Origin of the sequence: Streptosporangium sp. NPDC049046 (assembly GCF_040649155.1) — a bacterium.
Lineage (GTDB): Bacteria > Actinomycetota > Actinomycetes > Streptosporangiales > Streptosporangiaceae > Streptosporangium.
In genome coordinates this window covers 414064-434879 of sequence record NZ_JBEZEZ010000002.1, presented here as the reverse complement: position 1 = coordinate 434879, position 20816 = coordinate 414064, and the positions used below count along the sequence as shown (strand labels likewise).

The 20816-nt window shown below is 71.7% G+C and carries 14 protein-coding genes and 1 pseudogene; 3 read left to right on the top strand and 12 right to left on the bottom strand.

The window, feature by feature from the left end; all coding sequences use genetic code 11:
- Positions 1–57 precede the first annotated feature (57 nt).
- Both AB0B96_RS04335 and AB0B96_RS04330 read right to left on the bottom strand, forming a co-directional pair.
- Positions 58–318 carry a WhiB family transcriptional regulator gene (locus AB0B96_RS04335; protein WP_037969494.1) on the bottom strand — a complete coding sequence of 87 codons (261 nt, stop codon included), beginning with the start codon at positions 316–318 and terminating at the stop codon, positions 58–60.
- Positions 319–546: 228 nt separating this feature from the next.
- Entirely contained in the window at positions 547–2955 is a 2409-nt protein-coding gene (locus AB0B96_RS04330; protein ID WP_362896398.1) for a hypothetical protein, read from the bottom strand.
- A gap of 251 nt (positions 2956–3206) precedes the next feature.
- On the opposite strand from AB0B96_RS04330, the gene cofD reads away from it, so the two are divergent.
- Together cofD and AB0B96_RS04320 are read left to right on the top strand one after the other, a co-directional pair.
- A complete protein-coding gene (gene cofD / locus AB0B96_RS04325) occupies positions 3207–4229 on the top strand; it encodes a 2-phospho-L-lactate transferase (protein WP_362896396.1) in 1023 nt (340 codons plus the stop codon).
- Positions 4229–5548 carry a coenzyme F420-0:L-glutamate ligase gene (locus tag AB0B96_RS04320; RefSeq protein WP_362896394.1) on the top strand — a complete coding sequence of 440 codons (1320 nt, stop codon included), beginning with the start codon at positions 4229–4231 and terminating at the stop codon, positions 5546–5548. Before cofD ends, AB0B96_RS04320 begins: the two co-directional genes overlap by 1 nt.
- Before the next feature lie 227 nt (positions 5549–5775).
- Here AB0B96_RS04320 and AB0B96_RS04315 read toward each other — a convergent pair whose 3' ends face one another.
- The 6 genes from AB0B96_RS04315 to AB0B96_RS04290 form a co-directional block, all read right to left on the bottom strand.
- Positions 5776–8385 (bottom strand): bifunctional FO biosynthesis protein CofGH, encoded by a 2610-nt coding sequence (locus AB0B96_RS04315; protein ID WP_362896392.1) that lies wholly within the window; start codon positions 8383–8385, stop codon positions 5776–5778.
- A 504-nt stretch (positions 8386–8889) separates the two neighbouring features.
- Entirely contained in the window at positions 8890–9786 is an 897-nt protein-coding gene (locus AB0B96_RS04310; protein ID WP_362896390.1) for a DNA-3-methyladenine glycosylase 2 family protein, read from the bottom strand.
- A 23-nt stretch (positions 9787–9809) separates the two neighbouring features.
- Positions 9810–10904, bottom strand: coding sequence for an NDP-sugar synthase (locus AB0B96_RS04305; RefSeq protein ID WP_362896388.1), 1095 nt, complete (start codon positions 10902–10904; stop codon positions 9810–9812).
- 17 nt (positions 10905–10921) lie between these two features.
- Positions 10922–12043: a glycosyltransferase family 1 protein gene (locus AB0B96_RS04300; RefSeq protein ID WP_362896386.1), complete on the bottom strand. Its 1122-nt coding sequence runs from the start codon at positions 12041–12043 to the stop codon at positions 10922–10924.
- 92 nt (positions 12044–12135) lie between these two features.
- Positions 12136–13053, bottom strand: coding sequence for a lysylphosphatidylglycerol synthase transmembrane domain-containing protein (locus AB0B96_RS04295; protein ID WP_350946466.1), 918 nt, complete (start codon positions 13051–13053; stop codon positions 12136–12138).
- Positions 13054–13162: 109 nt separating this feature from the next.
- Positions 13163–14002 carry a class I SAM-dependent methyltransferase gene (locus AB0B96_RS04290; RefSeq protein ID WP_362896384.1) on the bottom strand — a complete coding sequence of 280 codons (840 nt, stop codon included), beginning with the start codon at positions 14000–14002 and terminating at the stop codon, positions 13163–13165.
- A gap of 123 nt (positions 14003–14125) precedes the next feature.
- On the opposite strand from AB0B96_RS04290, the gene AB0B96_RS04285 reads away from it, so the two are divergent.
- The gene (locus AB0B96_RS04285; RefSeq protein ID WP_362896382.1) at positions 14126–15250 is read left to right on the top strand and encodes a lysylphosphatidylglycerol synthase transmembrane domain-containing protein; all 1125 of its coding nucleotides are present in this window, start codon (positions 14126–14128) and stop codon (positions 15248–15250) included.
- Here the strand turns inward: AB0B96_RS04285 and AB0B96_RS04280 are convergent.
- The 4 genes and pseudogenes from AB0B96_RS04280 to AB0B96_RS04265 form a co-directional block, all read right to left on the bottom strand.
- Positions 15229–16311, bottom strand: a pseudogene (locus AB0B96_RS04280) (glycosyltransferase family 4 protein); the annotation flags it as partial. The gene AB0B96_RS04285 and the pseudogene AB0B96_RS04280 sit on opposite strands and share 22 nt — an antisense overlap.
- The gene (locus AB0B96_RS04275) at positions 16312–17205 is read right to left on the bottom strand and encodes a glycosyltransferase family 2 protein (protein ID WP_350946463.1); all 894 of its coding nucleotides are present in this window, start codon (positions 17203–17205) and stop codon (positions 16312–16314) included.
- A 99-nt stretch (positions 17206–17304) separates the two neighbouring features.
- Positions 17305–18216 carry a permease-like cell division protein FtsX gene (locus tag AB0B96_RS04270; RefSeq protein WP_362896380.1) on the bottom strand — a complete coding sequence of 304 codons (912 nt, stop codon included), beginning with the start codon at positions 18214–18216 and terminating at the stop codon, positions 17305–17307.
- A gap of 248 nt (positions 18217–18464) precedes the next feature.
- Complete coding sequence (locus AB0B96_RS04265) at positions 18465–20774, bottom strand: hypothetical protein (protein WP_362896378.1); 2310 nt, start codon at positions 20772–20774, stop codon at positions 18465–18467.
- Positions 20775–20816 lie beyond the last annotated feature (42 nt).

Below are 20816 nucleotides of genomic sequence, written 5' to 3'. Positions count from 1 at the left end.
CAGAGCGTCCGGACGCCAGAGCGCTCAAGCCTTCCGGCCACCCGGTCTCCGGACGGCTCAGACCGCCTCACGCTTGATGCGGCGGCGTTCACGCTCCGACAACCCACCCCAGATTCCAAACCGCTCGTCGTGTTCGAGTGCGTACTCAAGACACTCGGCACGCACCTCGCAGGAGCGGCAAACCTTCTTGGCCTCGCGGGTGGACCCTCCCTTCTCCGGGAAGAACGCCTCCGGGTCGGTCTGCGCGCACAAGGCGCGCTCCTGCCAGCCAAGCTGCTCTTCAGCGATGCTCTCCTGTGCGATGACCAGGTCGGCCACTGCACACCTCCCTGCCGCAAGCCCGCAAAATTGGAGCCCCCCTATGAACGCCTCCCCCTTACCCACCCAGAGGAAGGCGTAACAACACGTGTGTAATTACACGCGTGTGCTCGGTGTGGCGTCAAGCGGCATGCTGGTATCCGGGGAAAGACCTGCTCTCCCCGGTTGTGGGTCGTGTGCCTGCCACGACGGCAATTGCACCAGGTGATCGCTTCGACCGCCAGGGGCTCAGTGCTCTCGGCGGTCGGAACCGTACCAGGACATGTTCTGATCCTGACCGGGGCCCACCCTCTCTCTATCCGCGGTTTCCTCATCCGTGACCTGACCTGGGCGTTGTTCGGGCTTGTAGATCGCCGTGGGGTCTATCGGCTGCGAGTCCCACGTCCTGGCCGCGGGCGAGGGACCGCTCAGCGGGTCTCCCTGGTAGGCGCTCGGGTCGAACCGGACCGTCGTCTCCGACTGGGGGTCCCACTGGTGGGACCCGTACGGCGCCTGGGAGTCCTGCGGAGCCTGAGGGGTCTGTGAGGGCTGGGGACTCTGCGGGGGTCGCGGGGCCTCAGGGGTCTGCGGGTGCCCGAACGGGCCCTCGTACCCCGGGGAACCGTACTCGGGAACGCGCAGCTGCGGCTCGGTGCCGCCCTGCTGGGCCTGCTGCTGGTAGCTCTCCGCCTGCTGGTACGCCTGGGCCATCTGCTGGGACCTGAGGTCCACCGGGTCGGGCGCCGGGTATGCCTGGCCCTGCTCCCCCTGACGGCCGAACTCGGCGCCGGAGTAACCGGTGAACGGCTGGCCGTAGTTCTCCGGCGGCTGCGGGAAGGACTGCGGCGGGCCGTCGAACGGCGGGTGCTGCCGGCTGTCCGCCGTCCGGCCCTGGTGCCCCTCGGCCTGCTGCTCGGGCTGGTGCCCGTAGCCGGGCGACTGCGGCTCCGGCTGCGGGTAGGACTGCGACTCCCGGTGCCCGCCGAAGCCCGGGACCTCGGACCGCTGGTAGCCCTGCGAGTCGGCGTGCGGGTATCCCTGCGGATCGGGCTGCGAGTAGCTCGGCTGCTCGGGTTGCGGGTAGCCCGGCTGCCGCGGCTCCTGATCGTACGCGGGAGAAACCGGCGAGACCGGGGACGTCGGAGGCTCGCCCTGGCGGCCGAAGAGCGGGTCGGACTGTCCGGAAGGAGCGGTCTGCCCATAGTCGGACCGCAGCGGGTCCGACTGATGACCGTACGCGGACGAGTCGGCCTGCCTGCCGAAGTCCTGCGTCCCCTGACCGTACGACGAGGACGGCGAGGGCTCTGAGTACTGGGAGTAGCTCGGCAGCCGAGGGCTGGAGTGCCGCCCGGATCCCGACGGCTGCGCCTCCTGGCCGTACGCGGGGGGAACCGGCGAGGCCGGGGACTCCGGGAACGCCGGGGACGCCGGGGATTCAGCCTGCCTGCCGAAGTCCTGCGACTCCTGACCGTACGACGAGGAGTCGGGGAACTGCGGGTAGCTCGGCAGACGGGGTTCCGTCTGGGCGTGCGGCTCCACCGGGGCGGCGTAGATCGGCGGGTCGTAGGCCGCGGCCGGGGGGTCGTACGGCTTGGCCGGGGTCGAGGGCTGGACGTCCGCCGCGACGTACGGGTTCGGGGTGTAGCTCTCCACAGGCGAGGCGGGCTGCGGGTGGTTCTGCTCCTGCTGCGCGTACCCCTGCGGCTCCTGCTGCTGGGACGGCTGAGCGTAGGGGCCGGGCTGGGCGGCGTAGGACTGGTTCTCGGCGGGCGGCGGGTAGGGGGCCTGGGAGTATCCCTCACCGGCCTGCGGCGCGGGGGACGCCTCCGGCCGGCCGTATCCCTCCTGGGCTCCGGTGGAACTGTGCGCGGGCGCCGGCGGGAGCGCGGGGCGCTCGTACGGGGGCTGCGGAGCCGGGACGGGCGGGGCCTCCTGCGGGTATCCCTGGCCGCCCTGCGGCCCCTGGCCCTGCGGATGGCCCTGACCCCCCTGCGGCCCCTGGCCCTGCGGGGGCATCTGCCCCTGGGGACCGTGGGGAGGGGGGCCGCCCTGGGCCTGGGGGTACCCGCCCTGCGGAACGCCCTGTCCCGGAACGCCCTGGGGGCCCTGAGGGCCCGGGAAGGGCGCCTGCTGCCCGGGGACGGGCGGCCGGCCGTAGGCGTACCCCTCCTGCGGGTCCGGGGAGTGGCCGAAGCCGCCACCGGCGCGGAAGGGGTCCTCGCGCGGGCCCGGCGGGATCGCCTTCGGCAGCACGTACAGCAGCGCGACCACGGTCAACGCGAGGGCGGGCAGGTTGACGAGGAAGAACTCGACCTTCCCCAGAAAGCCTTCCACGCCCCCGAACAGGCCGCCGAACAGGCCGATCAGGCTGAACAGCGCGGAGAGCCCGAGCGTGCCGGCCACGACGAGGGCCATCACCTTCAGCCGCTCGATCACCGGGCCGAAGTTGGTCGCCAGCAGCACGGCGCCCACGAGCAACGCGGACGCGACCGGCGAGGTGAACTGCCCCGTGAAGGCCGACGAGCGCTCGGCGAAGGAGGACGACGGCCCACCCCCGAAAAGCAGGCGTTCGATGCCGACGAGAACGCTCGCGGACCCGAAGGCGACCATGAGCCACGCGGCCGGTTCCCGGAGCCGACCTGCCTCGACATTGATCACAACTACCCCCAGAGGGTCTTTAGGTAAACCCGGGTCAGTTTTGCACATGGCTGACTTTGCTGCCGGTGGTCCCGGGAAGCCCACCAACCCCACAAGTACTTTGTTGACACCCTATAAGCCCACATTTCGGGCGTCCTACCAGGCGATCCGGCAGGGCGGGCACCCCGCATAACGATCATGAAAAGAGTAGTGTGAATCGCCCGCCGGTACCCCGACAACGGGTCAGGTGACCTAGTGGAACACTGGACGGCATGCGCATCGTCTCCCTCGCCGGCGGAATCGGCGGCGCCCGTTTCCTGCGCGGCCTGCTCACCGCGGCCCCCGATTCCGAGATCACCGTCATCGGCAACACCGGTGACGACATCAGCCTCTACGGCCTGCGGGTCTGCCCCGACCTCGACACCGTGATGTACACGCTGGGCGGCGGCATCGACGAGGAGCAGGGGTGGGGACGGCGGTCCGAGTCGCACGTCGTCAAGGAGGAACTCGCCGCCTACGGCGTCGAGCCGCAGTGGTTCGGCCTCGGCGACCGTGACTTCGCCACCCACATCGTGCGCACCCAGATGCTCGACGCCGGATACCCCCTGTCCGCGGTCACCGAGGCGCTGTGCGCGCGCTGGCAGCCGGGCGTACGCCTGATCCCGATGAGCGACGACAGGACCGAGACCCACGTCGTCGTCTCCGACGAGCGGGGCCGTCGCGCCATCCACTTCCAGGAGTGGTGGGTGCGGCTGCGCGCCTCGGTCCCCGCCGAGCAGATCATCCTGGTCGGCGCGGACGACGCCTCCCCCGCCCCCGGAGTGCTGGAGTCCATCGCCGCCGCGGACGCGGTCGTCCTCCCGCCGTCCAACCCGGTCGTCAGCATCGGCACGATCCTGCAGATCAAGGGCATCCGCGAGGCCCTTGAGGGCAAGACCGTCGTCGGCGTCTCGCCCATCGTCGGCGGCGCCCCCGTCCGGGGCATGGCCGACGCCTGCCTGACCGCGATCGGCGTGGAGACCACCGCGCAGGCCGTCCTCGAACTGTACGGATCACCGCTGGTGGACGGCTGGCTGGTCGCGGAGGAGGACGCCGGGGTCGCCCTCGACGGCGTCGACGTCGAGGCCCGCCCGCTGATCATGCACGACGTCGAGTCCGCCGCGGCCATCGCCCGTGCCGCCCTGGACATGGCCGTACGGCTCGCGGGCCGGCGCGCCGCCCCTCCGGCGCCCTACGAGGGTTCTCCCGCCGCGAACGGATCCGGCGCGTCCGCGACCCCCGAGGAAGGTGTGTGATGAGCCGGTTCAGGCGCGGGCAGGAGGAGTCCTCGGACGTCAAGGTGGAGGTCTTCGCGGTTCCCGGCATGCCCGAGGTGCGCGAGGGCGACGACGTCGGCGAGCTGATCGCCACGGCCCTGCCCGACCTGCGCGACGGCGACATCCTCGTGGTCACCTCGAAGATCTCCAGCAAGGCCGAGGGCCGGGTGCTGCACGACGCGACCCGTGCCGAGGCCGTCGAGGCGGAGACGCGGCGGGTGGTCGCCCGCAGGGGTGAGACCGTGATCGCCGAGACGGCGCACGGGTTCGTGATGGCCGCCGCCGGGGTCGACGCCTCCAACACCCGTCCCGGCACGGTCGTCCTGCTGCCCACCGACCCGGACGCCTCCGCCTCGGCCGTCAGGGCGCGCGTCAGGGAGCTGCTCGGTGTGTCGGTCGGCGTGGTCATCTCCGACACCTTCGGCCGCCCGTGGCGTAACGGCCAGACCGACCTCGCCGTCGGCCTTGCGGGGGTGACGCCCGCGCTCGACTACCGGGGCATGTCCGACGACCACGGCAACCCGCTCGAGGTCACCCTGACCGCCGTCGCCGACGAGTTCGCGGCGGCCGGGGACCTGGTCAAGGGGAAGGTCTCGCAGACCCCGGTGGCGGTGATCAGAGGTCTGGCGGAGTACACCACGGAGGAGGACGGTCCGGGAGTCGGCGAGCTGCTCCGCCCGTCCGCCGAGGACATGTTCCGGTACGGTTCGCGCGACGTGGTCTTCGCCCGCAGGACCGTCCGCGAGTTCTCCGCCGACCCCGTGGACGGCGCCAAGGTCCGCAGGGCGGTCGAGGCCGCGATCGCCGCACCCGCCCCGCACCACACGACCCCGTGGCGGTTCGTCCTGCTGGAGTCGGCGGAGACCCGCGAGAAGCTGCTCGACGCGATGCGGGAGGCCTGGATCACCGACCTGCGCGGTGACGGATTCTCCGAGGAGTCGATCGCCAAGCGGGTGAGGCGGGGCGACGTGTTGCGCGCGGCCCCCTATCTGGCGGTGCCCTGCCTGGTGATGGACGGCTCGCACACCTACGGCGACGCCCGGCGCGATGCGGCCGAGCGGGAGATGTTCGTGGTCGCGACCGGCGCGGGGGTGCAGAACTTCCTGGTCCAGCTCGCGGTGGAGGGCCTGGGATCCGCCTGGGTGTCGTCCACCATGTTCTGCCGCGACGTGGTCAGGCAGGTCCTCGACCTGCCCCTGGACTGGGACCCGATGGGCGCCGTCGCCATCGGCCATCCCGCCGCCCCGCCGAGGGACCGCGCCCCCAGGCTCGCGTCCGACTTCGTCGTCGTCCGCTGACGGGAGCCACCGGGTCGGCCGTTCGGGCGGACCCGGCGACGCGACCGCCGCCGGCGACAGACGTACGCGTGCCTGACGCCGGCGGCACGTCGGCGGCGCTCGACGTCGGCTGCCGCGCGGTGTCCGCCGGATGACGACAAACCGGGACCTCTCCCTACATATGCCTACAGAGGGAGTGCCGATTGCGCCGACGAACCTTCCGCGAAGACGGCCAGACGTAGAACTTGTCAAGGCTTCGCCGAGGGCTCCAGGGAGAGCAGCGGAAGCGCGTTGGGGCGGACGCTGCGGCAGACACCGTCACTCGCCCTCGCCGCGGCCACCCGCTCGGCGTCCGGCACACCGTAGGAGGTGGTCCGCTGCCGGAGCGGCCTCCCGGTCGGGGCGACCATCGCCTCGATCTCACCGATGGTCTTGAAGGAGCCGTTCTCCGACCCGGCCATCCTGCTGATCGTCTCCTCCATCAGCGTGCCGCCGAGATCGTTGACCCCGCCGAGCAGCACCTCGCGGCAGAGCTCGTCCTGGAGCTTCACCCACGAGCACTGGACATTGGCGATCGCGCCGTGCAGCAGGACGCGCGCCAGCGCGTGCACGGCCCGGTTCTCCCGCGCCGTCGGCCCCGGACGGGCGATCCCCGCCAGGTAGATGGGCGCGCTGTGGTGGACGAACGGCAACGGCACGAACTCGGTGAACCCGCCGGTCTCCTCCTGGATACGGCGGATCAGCCGGATGTGCCGCACCCAGTGCCCGTGGTTGTCGACGTGGCCGTACATCATCGTGGAGGTCGTCGGAATGCCGACCCGGTGCGCGGTGGAGATGACCTCGACCCACTCCCTGGTGGGAAGCTTGCCCTTGGTCAGCACCCAGCGGACGTCGTCGTCGAGGATCTCCGCCGCGGTGCCCGGGAGCGAGTCGACGCCCGCCTCCTTCGCGGCGACCAGCCAGTCCTCGACGGACAGGTTGGTACGGCTGGCACCGTTGATCACCTCCATCGGCGAGAACGCGTGGACGTGCATCTCCGGCACCCTGGCCTTGACCGCCCTCGCGATGTCGAAGTACGCGGTGCCGGGCATGTCGGGGTGGATGCCGCCTTGCATGCACACCTCGGTCGCCCCGGCCTGCCAGCCCTCCCAGGCGCGGTCGGCGACCTGCTCCAGGGAGAGGGTGTAGGCGTCGGCGTCGGTACGGCGCTGCGCGAAGGCGCAGAAGCGGCAGCCGGTGTAGCAGACGTTGGTGAAGTTGATGTTCCGGTTCACCACGTAGGTGACCTCGTCGCCGACGGCCTCCCGGCGCAGGCCGTCGGCGATCCGGCAGAGCTCGTCCAGCGCGGCGTCGTCGGCGCCCACCCCGTTCTGGTCTCCCGCGAGGTCCAGCAGGACGAGCGCCTGGGCGTCGCTCAGGCCCGCCGGGTCGCTCTCGGCCCGGTTCAGGGCCTCCCGCACGTCGCCCCGCACGGCCGAGGTGGCCGCGGGCAGACGCTCCCTGAGCGCCTCCCAGTCGCCGTACACGCTGTCGAAGTCGTCGCGGCGGTCGGCGCCGCGCCCCTCGGTGTCGACCGCCGTGTGCAGGTCGACGCGGCCCAGGGAGACGAAACCGCCGTCGGGCTCCTGCCAGGGGCGGCCGGTCAGGACCGCGTCCTCGCGGGCGAGCCCGGTCTCGGGGTCTGCCAGGGCTGCGACGTGCGCGTTGAGCCTCGGGTCGAGCCAGGGCTCCCCGGCCAGCACGAACTCGGGGTAGATGGTGAGCCGCTCGCGCAGCGCGAACCCGGCCGCGGCCGTACGGGCGGCGAGGTCGTCGATCTGCGGCCAGGGCCGCTCGGGGTTGACGTGGTCGGGCGTGAGCGGCGAGACGCCGCCCCAGTCGTCGATACCCGCCCTGATCATCAGCTCGTACTCGGAGTCGACGAGGTTCGGCGGGGCCTGCACCCTCATCTTCGGTCCGAGCACGAGCCGGGTCACCGCGATCGTCGCGGCCAGCTCCTGCAGGTCGGCGTCCGGCATGCCGCGCATCGCGGTGTCCGGCTTGGCGCGGAAGTTCTGGACGATGATCTCCTGGATGCCGCCGTACTCACGCGCCACCCTGCGCAGCGCGAACAGCGACTCGGCGCGGTCGGCGACCGTCTCCCCGATGCCGATGAGGATGCCGCTGGTGAACGGCACGTTCGTCCGCCCGGCGTCCTCGAGCACGCGCAGCCGTACGGCGGGATCCTTGTCGGGCGAGCCGTGGTGCGCCTGCCCCTTCTCCTCGAAGAGCCGCCGTGAGGTCGTCTCCAGCATCATGCCCATGGAGGGCGCGACCGGCTTGAGCCGCTGCAGGTCCCGCCAGGTCATGACGCCCGGGTTCAGGTGCGGCAGCAGCCCGGTCTCCTCGAGCACCCGCACGGCCATCGCGCGGACGTAGGACAGCGTGTCGTCGTAGCCGTGCGCGTCCAGCCACTCGCGGGCCTGGTGCCAGCGGTCCTCGGGCCGGTCGCCCAGGGTGAACAGCGCCTCCTTGCACCCCATCGCCGCGCCCTGCCTCGCGATCTCCAGCACCTCGTCGGGGCTCAGGAACATGCTTTCCAGCTTGTGCGGGGCGGCGGCGAACGTGCAGTAACCGCAGCGGTCGCGGCACAGGCGTGTCAGGGGGATGAAGACCTTGCGGCTGTAGGTGATGATCCCTTGCCGGCCGACCGCCTCAAGGCCGGCGTCCCGCACCCTCCCCGCGTGGTCGAGGAGGGTCTCCAGATGTTCGTCCCGCGCGTGCAGCAGGACGGTGGCTTCGCTGATGTCGAGAGCTTTGCCGTCGCGGGCCCTGGCCAGAGCCCGGCGCATCGCGTTGTCGGTGGGGTTGGCGCTCATGACCGCACAGTACGACGCGAGACGAGAACGCGGGGCGGCGGGTACCCGCTCACGGCCCCCGGACTCCCAGTACAGGCCCCGGGCCCGATGCCCGCCCCACTCGAATGCCCGGACGCCGGACGCCGGCGCAGGCCCCGTCCGGGCGCCAGGACACCGCCCGCACCGGACGACGGCGAAGGCCGGACACTTCAGCGCTTCTAAAGCATGCCGTCAAGCAAGTCTCGATAGACGTAAATACTTGCAGATGCATAAATTAGAGACGTCAACCGGAACCCCGCCCCCGCGGGAAACCCGCCCCGATCCTCCGTGGGACCCCCTCGGACCTCACCCGACAGGAGCCGACAATGCTCTGGTTTCTCCTCGCCCTCGCCGCCGTCGCCGCCCTCGCCCCGCTGATCGGAGCCGACACGCGCGACAGCCTCGACTGGCAACGCGGCGAACCCTTCCCCGACGAGGGAACCCGCAGAACGACCGGTGATCGCGCACCGGCATCCGAGGGAGCGCTCAGAACGACCGGTAGTCGCGCACGGGCATCCTCGGCCCGCGAGCGGGTGGCCGCACACCGCCCAACCCCAGCAGCCGGCTGACCCGGTGCCGGTGCCCCCGGTAGGGAGCGAGCAGCCGCAACATCCGCGCGTCGTCCACCCGCTCACCGCTGAGCGACCAGCCGACCAGCGCGGGCAGGTGGAAGTCGCCCACCGAGATCGCGTCCGCGTCACCGTGCGAGCGCTGGCGCACCTCGGCGGACGTCCACACCCCGATCCCGGGCAGCGCCCTCAGCAGCCGATCCGCGTCGGCGCTGCCCCCGACCGCCTCCAGCCTCCCCGCGTACCGGGCGGCGTTCGCGATCGTCCGGGCCCGCACCGCCTCCGCCCCCGCGCGGTGCCAGTCCCACGAAGGAATCGACCACCACACCTCGGGTGGCGGGAAGACCCTCATCCCATCGGGCGCGGGACCCGGCGCGGGCTCGCCGTAGCGGCCCAGCAGCCACCGCCACGCCCGCCGCGCCTCGGTGGACACCACCTTCTGCTCCAGCACGGCCGGGACCAGCGCCTCGAGCACCCGTGAGGTCCTGCCGATCCTCAGCCCCGGATGGCGTCTCGCCGCGTCACGCAGCACCTCGTGCCCGGGAACGAACCCCGAGACGTCGTCACCGTCGCCCAGCAGCGCGGGGAGCGTCTCCAGCATCCACTCCGCCCCGGGCCCCCACGCCGAGGCCGCCACCCGGCCGCCCGTGAGGGCCACCCGTAGCGTCCCCGGCCCGTCGGGCGTGCGCGAGGTCCGCCAGAAGGCCCCGCCGGGCACCGACCTCAGGGTGGGGTCGCCGCTTCCGCGCCGGTGCGGGTCGAGTGAGAGCGCCAGGTCGACCGGCCAGGGCGGGCACCACTCGCGTTCCCTCACGAAGGTCCACGCGCCCCGGACGCTCAGATGTCGCTGGAGAAACGGATCGCGAACTCGGGAAGCACGACGCCGGGCCAGACCCGGCTGCCCGCGAGCAGTTCGTTCCCCGAGCCGACCACGGCGCCGTCGCCGAGGACGACGTCCCTCAGGACCGCTCCAGAGTTGACGCGCGCGCCGATGCCGACCACCGAGTCGACCACGACCGCGCCCGAGTGAACGACGCAGTCGTCCCCGAGCACACTGCCGCTGATCTGCGCTCCCGACTCCACGATCGCGCGGGCGCCGATCACGGAACCGCCGGAGACCTTCGCCTCCGGCGAGATCATGGCGCCGGGCAGGGCGAGGAAGTCACCGGTGGGTCCCGGCAGGGCGGGCGAGGCGAGACGGCCGAGCACCAGGTCGCGGGAGCCCTTCACGAAGGCCGCGGGCGTGCCCACGTCGAGCCAGTAGGAGGCGTCGGCGTAGCCGAGCACCAGGGCGCCGTCCTCGATCAGGCCGGGGAAGGTCTCACGCTCGACCGAGACGACCTCGCCCTCGGGGATCGTGTCGATCACCGAGCGGGTGAAGACGTAACATCCGGCGTTGATCCGGTTCGTCACCGGGTTGGGGGTCTTCTCCAGGAAAGCGGTCACCCGCCCTTCCTCGTCGGTGGGCACGCACCCGAAGCGTGAGGGATCCTCCACCTCGGTCAGGTGCAGGGTGACGGCGGCCCTCCTCGCCACGTGCGTCGCGATCTGGTCGCCGATGTCGTGACCGGACAGGATGTCACCGTTGAGCACGAGCACCGGGTCGTCGGGACCGCAGGTGAGCGCCTCGGCGGCGTTGCGGATGGCTCCGCCGGTGCCGAGCGGGACCTCCTCCGTCATGTATTCGAGCGCGAGGCCGAACGCCTCGCCGCCTCCGAACGCCTCGGAGAACATCTCCGCCCGGTAGGAGGTCGCGAACACGATGCGCCGCACCCCGAAAGCCCTCGCCCTGGCGAGTTGGTGGGCGAGGAAGGGCACCCCTGCCGTGGGCAACAGGGGTTTCGGTGTGCCGAGCGTCATCGGACGCAGGCGTGTCCCTCGTCCACCGACAAGGAGAATCGCCTCTAGATCGGGCAAGGGGGTCTCCATCATGCCGAGAGGTTAACCCACTACTCGATCGCGCGCTGATAGGAGAGCAGGTGCGCCTCCGCCGAGGCCTCCCAGGTGAACTCCTTGGCGCGGGCGATCCCGGCGACGGACAGCGCCTCCCTGCGCTCGGGCGAGGAGAGCAGCGTGCGCAGCGCCTCGGCGATGCTCTCGGCGTCCGGCTCGGTGTAGGCGACCGCGTCGCCCCCCACCTCGGGCAACGAGGTGCGGTGGGTGGTGAGCACCGGCGCGCCGCAGGCCATCGCCTCGAGCACCGGCAGCCCGAAACCCTCGCCCCGAGAGGGGAAGGCCGCGACCACCGCACCGCCGAGAAAGCCGCACAGGTCGGAGAACGACAGGAAGCCCGGACGCAGCACCCGCACGGTCGAGGGGACCTTCTCCACCGCGGCGTCCACCTCGGCGTCGCGGATGCCCCCCGCGAGCACCAGGGCGGGCGGGTCGGGGATGTTCTCGACGGCCCGCACGAAGCCGCGGATCAGGTTCGGCACGTTCTTACGCGGCTCCAGCGGGCCGAGGAAGGCGACGTACGGGGTGCCGTGCAGGCCGAGCCGGTCGGAGGCGTGGGTGATCTCCCGCTCGGACGGCGGGTGGAACAGCGCGGGATCGACGCCGTGGTAGGCGACGTCGATGCGGGTCGGGTCGGCGGAGAGGATCCTGATCAGCTCGTCCCTGGTCGCCTTGGAAGGCACGATCACCCGGGCGGCGTGCCGGACCGCCGTGCGGGTCGCGGCCCGGAAGAACGCCGCCTTGACCGCGTCGTGCTGCAGGGGCTCGGTGAAGCAGGTGAGGTCGTGCACGGTCGCCACGGTGGGCAGGCCGGGACTCAGCGGGATCGAGTAGTAAGGGGCGTGGATGACCTGGGCGCCGACCTGCCGGGCCAGAAACGGCAGACCCGTCTGCTCCCATGTCAGGCGGGCGGCCCGGTTGGTGATCCCGTGAGGCCCGGGCACAATCCGCGCGGAGGGTGCCAACCCGGCGTATCGGGCGGCGTCGGCGCGCTGGCAGACGACCGCGAGATCAGCGCCCGCTCTGTCCAGTGCGGCGACGAGCCCATCGACATACCTGATCAGCGCACCGCGATCGGCCGGAACCGCGGCCGCGTCGACGAGCACTCTCGGCGTCAAGAAGGATCGCCCCCCTCATGATCCACAGCGGGACGACCGTCCCCTTCCTCTTGTTTACTCTATTGCCAGAGTCGCTGAAACCGTGGGGGAAATCACACTGCTTTTCCCGAAGCGCGGTCCTTTCGGGATCCCTCGGCGCGGCGCGCGGTCAGGCCGGCGAGACCCGCGCAGAGAAGGTCTCCGAGGATGATCACGATCCGGGAGCAGAGCGCCACCGTGATCGCCGATCCCCGGTCCAGGACCGGCGCCAGCACGGCCACCATCGCCACCTCGCGCACCCCCGCCCCCGCCGGGACGACGAACGTCATGATCCCCAGACACCACGAGAGCGCGAACGCGCCGATCGAGAACAGGACCGCGGAAAGGCCGGAGGACCCGAGGTCGTGGACGATCGCCGCCAGGTGCAGCCCGTAGGCGATCCAGCCGAGCAGCGCCCAGCCCAGCGCGGTGAGCATGCCCCCGCGGGTGAGCGGGCGCTCCAGCGGCTCGCGCCCCAGCTTCCGCAGCCCGAACCCGAGGACCGCGTTCACCACCCTCGGCTCGAAGGCCACCGCGAGCACCGGGATGAGCAGGAACGCCCACGCGTACGGCGCCGCGGCCCCCGGCATCGCCGCCAGCAGGGTCACCCCCGAGACCACGAGCCCGCTGCCGAGCTGCACCGGCAGCGTCAGGAAGAACGCCGCCGCGCTCCGCGACCTGGGCACTCCCAGCTCCTTGCCCATCTCCATCTGGGCGATCACCGGCCACAGCGAGCCGGGAATGTACTTGCCCAGCTGGCCCACGAAGAAGACCTTCGCCCCCGCGCGCAGGGGCAACGGCGAGCCCAGGTCGGCCAGCAGCGCCCGCCACGTCATCATCCCGCCGCACAGCGCGGCGAGCACCGCGACGAGCGACAGCGCGAGGGACGTCCACGACAGCCGGGCGAACCCCGCGCGGATCTCCTCCCACTGGTCCACCACCACCCACGCGCCGAACCCGAGCGCGACGAGCAGGAACGCGACACGGGCCACCCGCCTCAGGGTGGACCTGCCGGATCCGGCACCCGCGGTCACGAGAGCCCCGCCGAGGTCACCGCGGCGGCACGCCCCGGGAAGGAGATGCGGCGGGCCCGCGAGGAGCTCACAGGGGGCGTACCGGCTCGGGCGGCCGGCGCAGGGAGGCCCCGGCCGGGCGGCGGTCGCCCCTGGTCGCCACCCACAGGTAGGTGGGCACCACCGGCAGCAGCGCCCGCAGCACCGGGCGGGGCAGCCGCGACAGCACCCCGCCCGCGACCCGTCCCACCACGCCGGGGAAGAGCTCGTTCCCGGCGAACGCGGCCGGGGTGACGAGCACGGGGAAGGTGTAGTCCCACACCCGCAGGCCGCGCACCATCTTCCGCAGGCCCCTTCTGGTGCGGTAGCGCTCGTAGTAGCTGTCGGCCCGGCCGAAGAGCCGCACGTAGCGGTCGGCGAGCGCGGGCGGCAGATAGGACAGGAACGGCAGCTTGTAGTGCGGCTCCATCACCCCGAGCCGGTTGCCCAGCCCCAGGTAGAGGACGCCGTCCTCGGAGAGCACCCGGCGCATCTCGGCCATGATCGCGTCAGGGTCGACCACGTGCTCGTAGATGTGGTTGAAGACCAGCACGTCGATCGAGCCGTCGGGGAAGGGCAGCGCGGTGCCGTCCGCGCACACGAACTCGACCCGCTCGCCGAACCTCTGGGACGCCCTGCGCAGGCCCGGAACGTCGATGTCGACGCCGAACGTGTGGCTCGCGCCCGCCGAGGCCAGCTCGTCGGCGATGAAGCCCGCCGAACAGCCGATGTCGGCGACCGTCAGACCGGCGAGGACGTCGGTGTCCCTGCCGAGGAAGTGCCCGAGCACAGCGACGATCTTCGCGGCCTTCCTGCGGCGCTTCTCCTCGTCCAGCATCGCCGCCTGGAACTCGGAGTACTCAAGCTGGGCGACCCGCTCGGCGCTCATCACTCGCTCACCGCTCCTCTTCTTCCCCTCCACGCGACTCCGCGACTTCGCACGACGCCGCCCAAGAGTACCGGTGACCCGCGACCCTACCGTCGGGTAAGCAGGCCGTCGTACCCTTGGCGGATGCTCAGCCGACTGCGGTCAAGCCGCCTCCTCCGGGTGCTGCTCGCGCTGGTCGCGGTGGGCTTCCTCGGGTACGGCCTGGTCAGGAACCGCGAGGAGACGACGGCCGCGATCTCCCAGCTGTCGTGGTGGTCCCTCGGCGGCTCCTACCTCTCGGTGATGGCCGGGATCGGCTTCATGGTGCTGGCCTGGCGGACGGTGCTGGCCGGGATGGGCTCGCCGCTCCCCCTCGGAAGCACCGCGAGGGTGTTCTTCGTCGGCCAGCTCGGCAAGTACGTGCCGGGCAGCGTCTGGGCGTACGCCGCGATGATGGAGCTCGGCCGCGACCACGACGTCCCGCCCCGGCGCATGTTCGGCTCCGTCTCCCTCGCCCTGCTGATCTCCCTGGGCTGCGCGCTCCTCGTCGCGGCGGTCACCCTGCGCGAGACCATGACCCAGGCGTGGTATCTGCTGGCACTGATCCCGGTGATCGCCGTCTGCCTGCACCCGGCCGTGCTCACGTTCGGGCTCAACCTGGCCCTGCGGATCGCCCGCCAGGAGCCCCTCGGCCAGGGCCGGCTGCTCAGCGGCGGGGCGGTGCTCCTCGCGGTCGCCCTCACGGTCACCGGCTGGCTGGTGTACGGCGCCCACCTGCTGCTCCCCATGGCCGACCTGGGCGCCTGGGGCGACTCCCTCTATCCGGTGGCGGTCGGCGCCTACGCGCTCGCCTGGGCGACGGGCATCGTCACGGTGATCGTCCCCGCCGGGATCGGCGTCCGCGAGGGGGCGCTGGTGCTCGCCCTGGCACCGGTGCTCGACTCCCCCAGGGCGCTGGTGGCCGCGGTGGTGTCGAGGGTGATGTTCACCCTCGCCGACCTGAGCTGGGCCGGGATCGGCTTCCTGTGGGGACGTCTCTCCCGTCCCGGGGGTCAGCGCGAGGAACCCGGGCCCGCCTCCGAGACCGGACCGGGCTCCGGATCCGGGCCGTCAGCCGGGGCCGAGACCGGGTCAGGGCCGGGAGCCGGATCCGGCTCGGGGACCGGGACCGCGTCCGGGCTCGGGTCAGGACCGGCCTCCGTGCCGGGAGTCGGGGCCGCCTCCGAGACCGCGTCCGGAACGGCGTCCGAGACCAGCGCCTCGACGTAGGAGGCCCAGTAAGGCTCGGGGTCGACGGCCTTGACCCCCGCGCGGAGCCGCTCGGGCTCACCAGGCCGGTAGAACGCGGTCAGCGCGGCACGCAGGCCCTCCACCGAGCCCGGTTCGACCAGCAGCCCGTCCACCCCGTCGGTGACGTGGTCGCCGAGCGTGCCCACCCTGCTGGCGATGACCGGCACCCCGTGCTCGTGGCCGAGCCACACCTGCTGGCTCGCCGTCCCGCTCCGGTAGGGCAGGACGAGCGCGTCCACGTCCGCGAACAGCCCCGGCAGGTCGGCCGAGGCCACGTATCCCGGCCGCAGCTCCACCCGCCCGTCCAGCCCCAGCTCGGCGGCGAGCGCCCGGGTCGTCTCCTCAAGGCCGCCCCAGAACTCACCGGCGACCCGCAGCGACACCCCGTCGGGCAGCGCGCGGACCAGCAGGTCAAGCCCCTTGTACGGCCTGACGAGCCCGAAGAACAGCAGCCTGTCGTACACGCCCTCGGCCGGCCTGTGTCCGCTGTGCCCGCCGTGCCGGTCGGCCCCCGACGGGAGGTGCGGCGCCATCTCGGCCACCCGCACCGGCGTGGCCGCCAGCTCGCGGGCCTTGCCCGCCTGCCCCTCCGAGTGGACGAGCACCGTGTCCACCCGGCGCAGCAGCGCCTTCATCAGCGGCGTGTCGTACGGCTTGCGCTCGTGCGGCAGGACGTTGTGGCAGAGCGCCACGACCCGGGTCCTGCGGCCCAGGCCGTACAGGATGCCCAGGTAGGGCGGGACCTGCACCGGGCTGAGGACGACGAGGACGACGAGGTCGGCGCTCCTGAGCCGCCGCCCGGCGCGGACCCAGCCGTCCGGACGGCGCCAGTCGAGGTCGCGCAGGACGTTCGGGAACGGCTCGCCGTCGGGCGTGTCGACGGTCTGCCGCCCCGGATACAGGAAGGAGGGGTACTGCGCCCGCCACGACTCGATCACCACGTCGTGCCCCGCGGCCCGCAGCCGGTGTGCCAGCTCGGTGGTGTGCGCGGCCCCGCCGCCCTTGTAGGGGTACGTCGGCCCGATGACGGCGATCCGCATCTACTCGCTCCTGGAGCGCACGATGAGGTCGGCCAGCAGCGCCAGCGAACCGATGAGCAGGCCGGACAGGAAGATCACGATGGTGTTGCTGGTCAGGTAGAACCCGTAGCGGACGATGTCGACGACGCCCTTGACCAGGCCGATGCCGACCAGCCAGAGTGCGGGCGGCATGAGGACCTTGAGCGGGTTGAAGTACATCACCATCCGCAGCACCTGCAGGATGTAGCGGTAGGCGTCGGAGACGAAGCTGAACTTGGACTTGCCGGCCCGCTTGCTGTAGCCGATCGGCAGGTAGTAGACGTCGTGCTGGTTCGACAGGAACGACAGCGTGATCGTCGTGACGCAGGAGAAGCCGGGGGGCAGCAGCCGCAGATAGGGCTTGGCGACCGACTTGCGGAACGCCCGCAGCCCGCTGTTGAGGTCGGGGATCTTCTGCCCGGCCAGCCGCTCGGCCACCTTGCGGATGAACCACTTGGCCGGGACCCGCAGAAACTTGTGCGAGCCCTCCTCGCTGGTCCGCGCGCCCACGACCTGGTCGATCGTCGGGTCCTTCTCCAGGATCTGGACGAGCTCGGGGATCCGCTCGTTCGGGTACGTCATGTCGGCGTCGGTCCACACGACGATCTCGCCGCGCGCCTCCTGCGTGCCGATCCTGCGCACCGTGCCGGAGCCGCCGTTGCGGTGGAAGGCCCTGATCCGCATGTTCGGGAACCTGGGCGCGGCCTCCTTCAGCCTGGCCAGGGTCTCGTCGGTGGAGAAGTCGTCGACGGCGACGAGCTCGTAGGTGTATCCGCTGTGGTCCATCGCCTCGCAGATGCGCTCGACCTCGGCGATGACGTGGTCCTGCTCGTTGTAACACGGCAGGACGATGGTCACGTACGGCGTTGCGTCCACGGCTGATCCACTCTCGGGCTCTCGGGCATGCTCTCGACGGGCGAGGATACTCTGCCCGGACAGGCCCCGAGCGCACATCGCCTTCTCAGACGGCTTCCCCTAGCATTCGTCGGCGACTCCCAACCAGAAACATCCTTCGTCCAGGCGCCCGGCCGATCCGACGCCCGCCATTCCCTTGACGGCGCCCACGACCTCCGGAGCGGTCCCCGGATCCGCGAGCCTGACATAGTAACTTTCGGGAAGGGGAGACTTGTCGGACTTGCTCCCCCACACGTACGCAAACGCCCGGCGGGCGTGGGCGACGTCCTCGAAGTAGACGCTCTCGCTCTGCCTGAGGGCGAGGAGTCTGTCTCCGACGGCCTTCCGCTCCTTGGCCGTGACCGGCCCCCGCCCCTTGCAGGCGAAGATCGTCCCCTTGCGTCCGCACAACGAGACGAAGACGTCGGCCTTGTCCTTCCAGAAGAACTTTCCGAAGGTGATGACGTTGGCGACGCCGCGCATCCTGTTCATCGCGGATCGGAACGGCGCGATGTCGCGCCACCGGTGGAGTTCGCCCCTGAACGACTCCGGCATGTCCTCCTGCTGCAAGGCGGAGAGCAGGAGCTTGTTGTCGGCGTTCTCTTTCGTGAAGTTCGCGTACGCCTCCTCCTGGGATTCGAACTCCACCTCCGCCACCTCAGGCATCGCCCGCAGTTTCGCCTCAAGCGCACGTTTCTGCCCCGCCGTGATCGCCCGATTCCGGCACTGCTTGAAAGGGTCCTCTTCATGACAGATGAAAACACTGAATGTGACGCTCTGGGGCCAGTCGTCCGGCGGCGGTGACACCGTCTTGTTGCCGGGCCACGGCCCGCCGGGGGACATGGCCCCCTGGGCGGTGCCCTCCATGAGAGGTGAGCCGACACTTCCCCCCGCCCCCAGCACCACGGCGGCGGCCACCACCCCGGCCAACAGGCCACGACGAACTCCGGCCCATGCCCTGGCGGGCGCCTTTCCGGCTTCGAGAGGCGTCATGCCGGAAGGCACGTGGCCAGAATCTCGCGCTCCGCTGCTCACAGCGCTCCCATCATCCGAACCGGCCAGGTTTGCCGCATTCACGCTGTCGCCCACAGCGATAACTCGATATTCAGCTCAATATCCTGACAGAGATGACCATCTTTTGATCATCATCTTTGGATATTCCAGGTCGTGGCGGACATCCATTCGGAGCAGGACGAGCCCGCGCTCCGGCTCCCCACAGGACGACTCGTCGACTCCGTCGCTCACGTGTCGGTGTTCGCACGCGGGACGGCCATCCAGACGTCGGCGGCGAGGGACCAGGTGCCGTTGGGCGGGGTGACGAGGGAACGGTCGTCCTGGCGGGTGCGGAGGTTCATGATGTGGACGGGGGCGCCGTATTGGGAGAGCTGGCGGGACTCGGCGGCGAGCAGGACCGGGGTGCGGCCGACGGAGCGGATCCGGGCGGCCAGGCGGGCGACGTCGGCGGCCTTGGGAAGGTCGGAGCGATAGATGGTGAGCCTGGCTGCGGGAAGGCCGCAGACGCCCCGGACGACCTGGGTGAAGCGGGCGGCGGTGACGCGCTCGACGACGAGCACCGAGGCGCGGGGCGGGAGGGCCGCGCACATGGCCTCGACCGCGGCGAGCTCGTCGCGGTCGACCGGGCTGAACGCCGTCCCCCCCGAGGTGATCACCGGCGGGACGAGGAAGAGGACCGCGCCGACCGCGACGAGGCCCCTGCGCACGCCCTGGCCGTACCCCGACCTCCGGACCCTGTCACGCGTCCAGCCCAGGCCCCAGACGGCGAGCAGGATCAGGCCGGGGATGACGACGGGGACGAGCCGCCGGGCGGCCCACGGGTGGTCGGGGGTGATGCCCGGCCGGTAGAGCGTGGTGACCGTGGTCCAGCCGATCACGGCGAGCGGCAGCAGCCAGCCGGGCGCCGTCCCCTTGACGAGCCTGCGCGCGAGCACCGCCGCGGCGAGGGTGGCCATGATCGCCACGGGGAGTCCGACGTACCAGATCACCCAGTGCGCCGAGTTCTCGTAGTAGAGCCGGGAACCGTCGAGCGGCAGGCGCTCGACCCGCTGGACCCCCTCGATGAACTGCGCGGTCATCCGGTCGCCCGAGGTGACGGGGGGCCGGATCACGGTCTCCAGCCACGGCCGGGCGGCGAAGGCCGCCGCGACCAGCACCACCAGTCCGGCGGCGATCTCGGGCAGTCTCCCGATCCCGGCCATCCGCCGCGACGGCGCCGCGAGCCACGGGGCGAGCACCGCCGCCACCACGGTGAGCACCACGACCGCGCCGCAGACGGCGAGCAACGGGATCAGCGAGTCCGACAGGTACTTCAGGTACGGCCTGGACAGCAGGTATGCGGCGGCCAGACCCAGTCCGGTCCCCACCGCGAGCCCGCCGAGCAGCGGCATGCCCAGCCGTCCCCCGTCGCGGTTCCCCGCCCGGCTCAGGGCGATGAGCAGCCCGGCGTAGACGAGCACCGGGAGCACGTCGCGCAGCCCGTCGATCCTGATCAGGATGGCCAGCCCGAACACCAGCCCCGCCAGGGCTGCGCCCGTCCGGGCGCCCGTTCGCGCCATGCCCTCGCCGGGGCCGAGACCAGGGCCGGGACCGGGACCGGGGTTGAGGCCGGAGGCGAGGCCGAGGTCGGAGGCGGGGGCGAGGTCGGAGGCGGAGACGGGGGTGGGGGTGGGGCTGAGGGCGGGGGCGAGGTCGGAGGCGGAGACGGGGGTGGGGGTGGGGCTGAGGGCGGGGGCGGGGGCGGGGGGCATGTGCGGCGGGGCGCCGGCGCCGACGGTGTGGGAGCGGAGCCTCACCTCGGCGTCGTACAGCAGCGCGAGACCGCCGAAGAGCAGGACGAGGGACGGGATCTCGCTGAAGGTCGTCCGCGAGGTGTAGAGGATCGGCAGGCAGACGGCGAAGACCAGCGCGGCGAGAGGTGCCCAGCGAGCCCCGGCGAGCCGGGCGACGACCCCCGCGAGGACGAGCACGGCCGCCGCTCCCAGCACCGGCGGTACCAGCAGCAACCCCGCGATGTCCCCCAGCCAGGCGCCCACCACGTGCAGCATCGGCGCGCCCGGCATGAACTGCGGTACGACCGCGCCGCCGGAGACGTAGAAGCCCACGCTGTCGAAGTGGAGCGCCGGGTCGGTGCCGCCGAAGGCCCAGTCCTGGAAGGGGATCGGCAGCGAGCCGTGCCTGGCCAGCCAGATGCCGTACTGCGCGTAGGTTGCGGGGTCGCGACGGACGATCAGCTGTTCGCCGTGGAGCAGGCCGTTGAAGATCCCGGAGGCGAGGGCGACGGCGACCACCCCGGTCACCTGCCAGGCGGTCGCCTCGACGATCTCCGGCAGGCGGCGCAGGCCGTACCGGCACAGCAGCGCGATGGCCACCAGCCCCAGCGGGACCGCGACGAGCGGCCGGAACCAGCCGAGCAGCAGCAGCGGCAGTCCTGCCAGCAGCCAGCCCGCCAGGACGAGCACGGGCACGACGGAGACCACGGCGAGCACCCTGCCCGCCGAGGGCCTGTGTGTACGGTCCAGCCAGCCGATGGTCATGACCGAACCGAGCGTAGTGCCACCTCCCGCCCGCACCGGGCA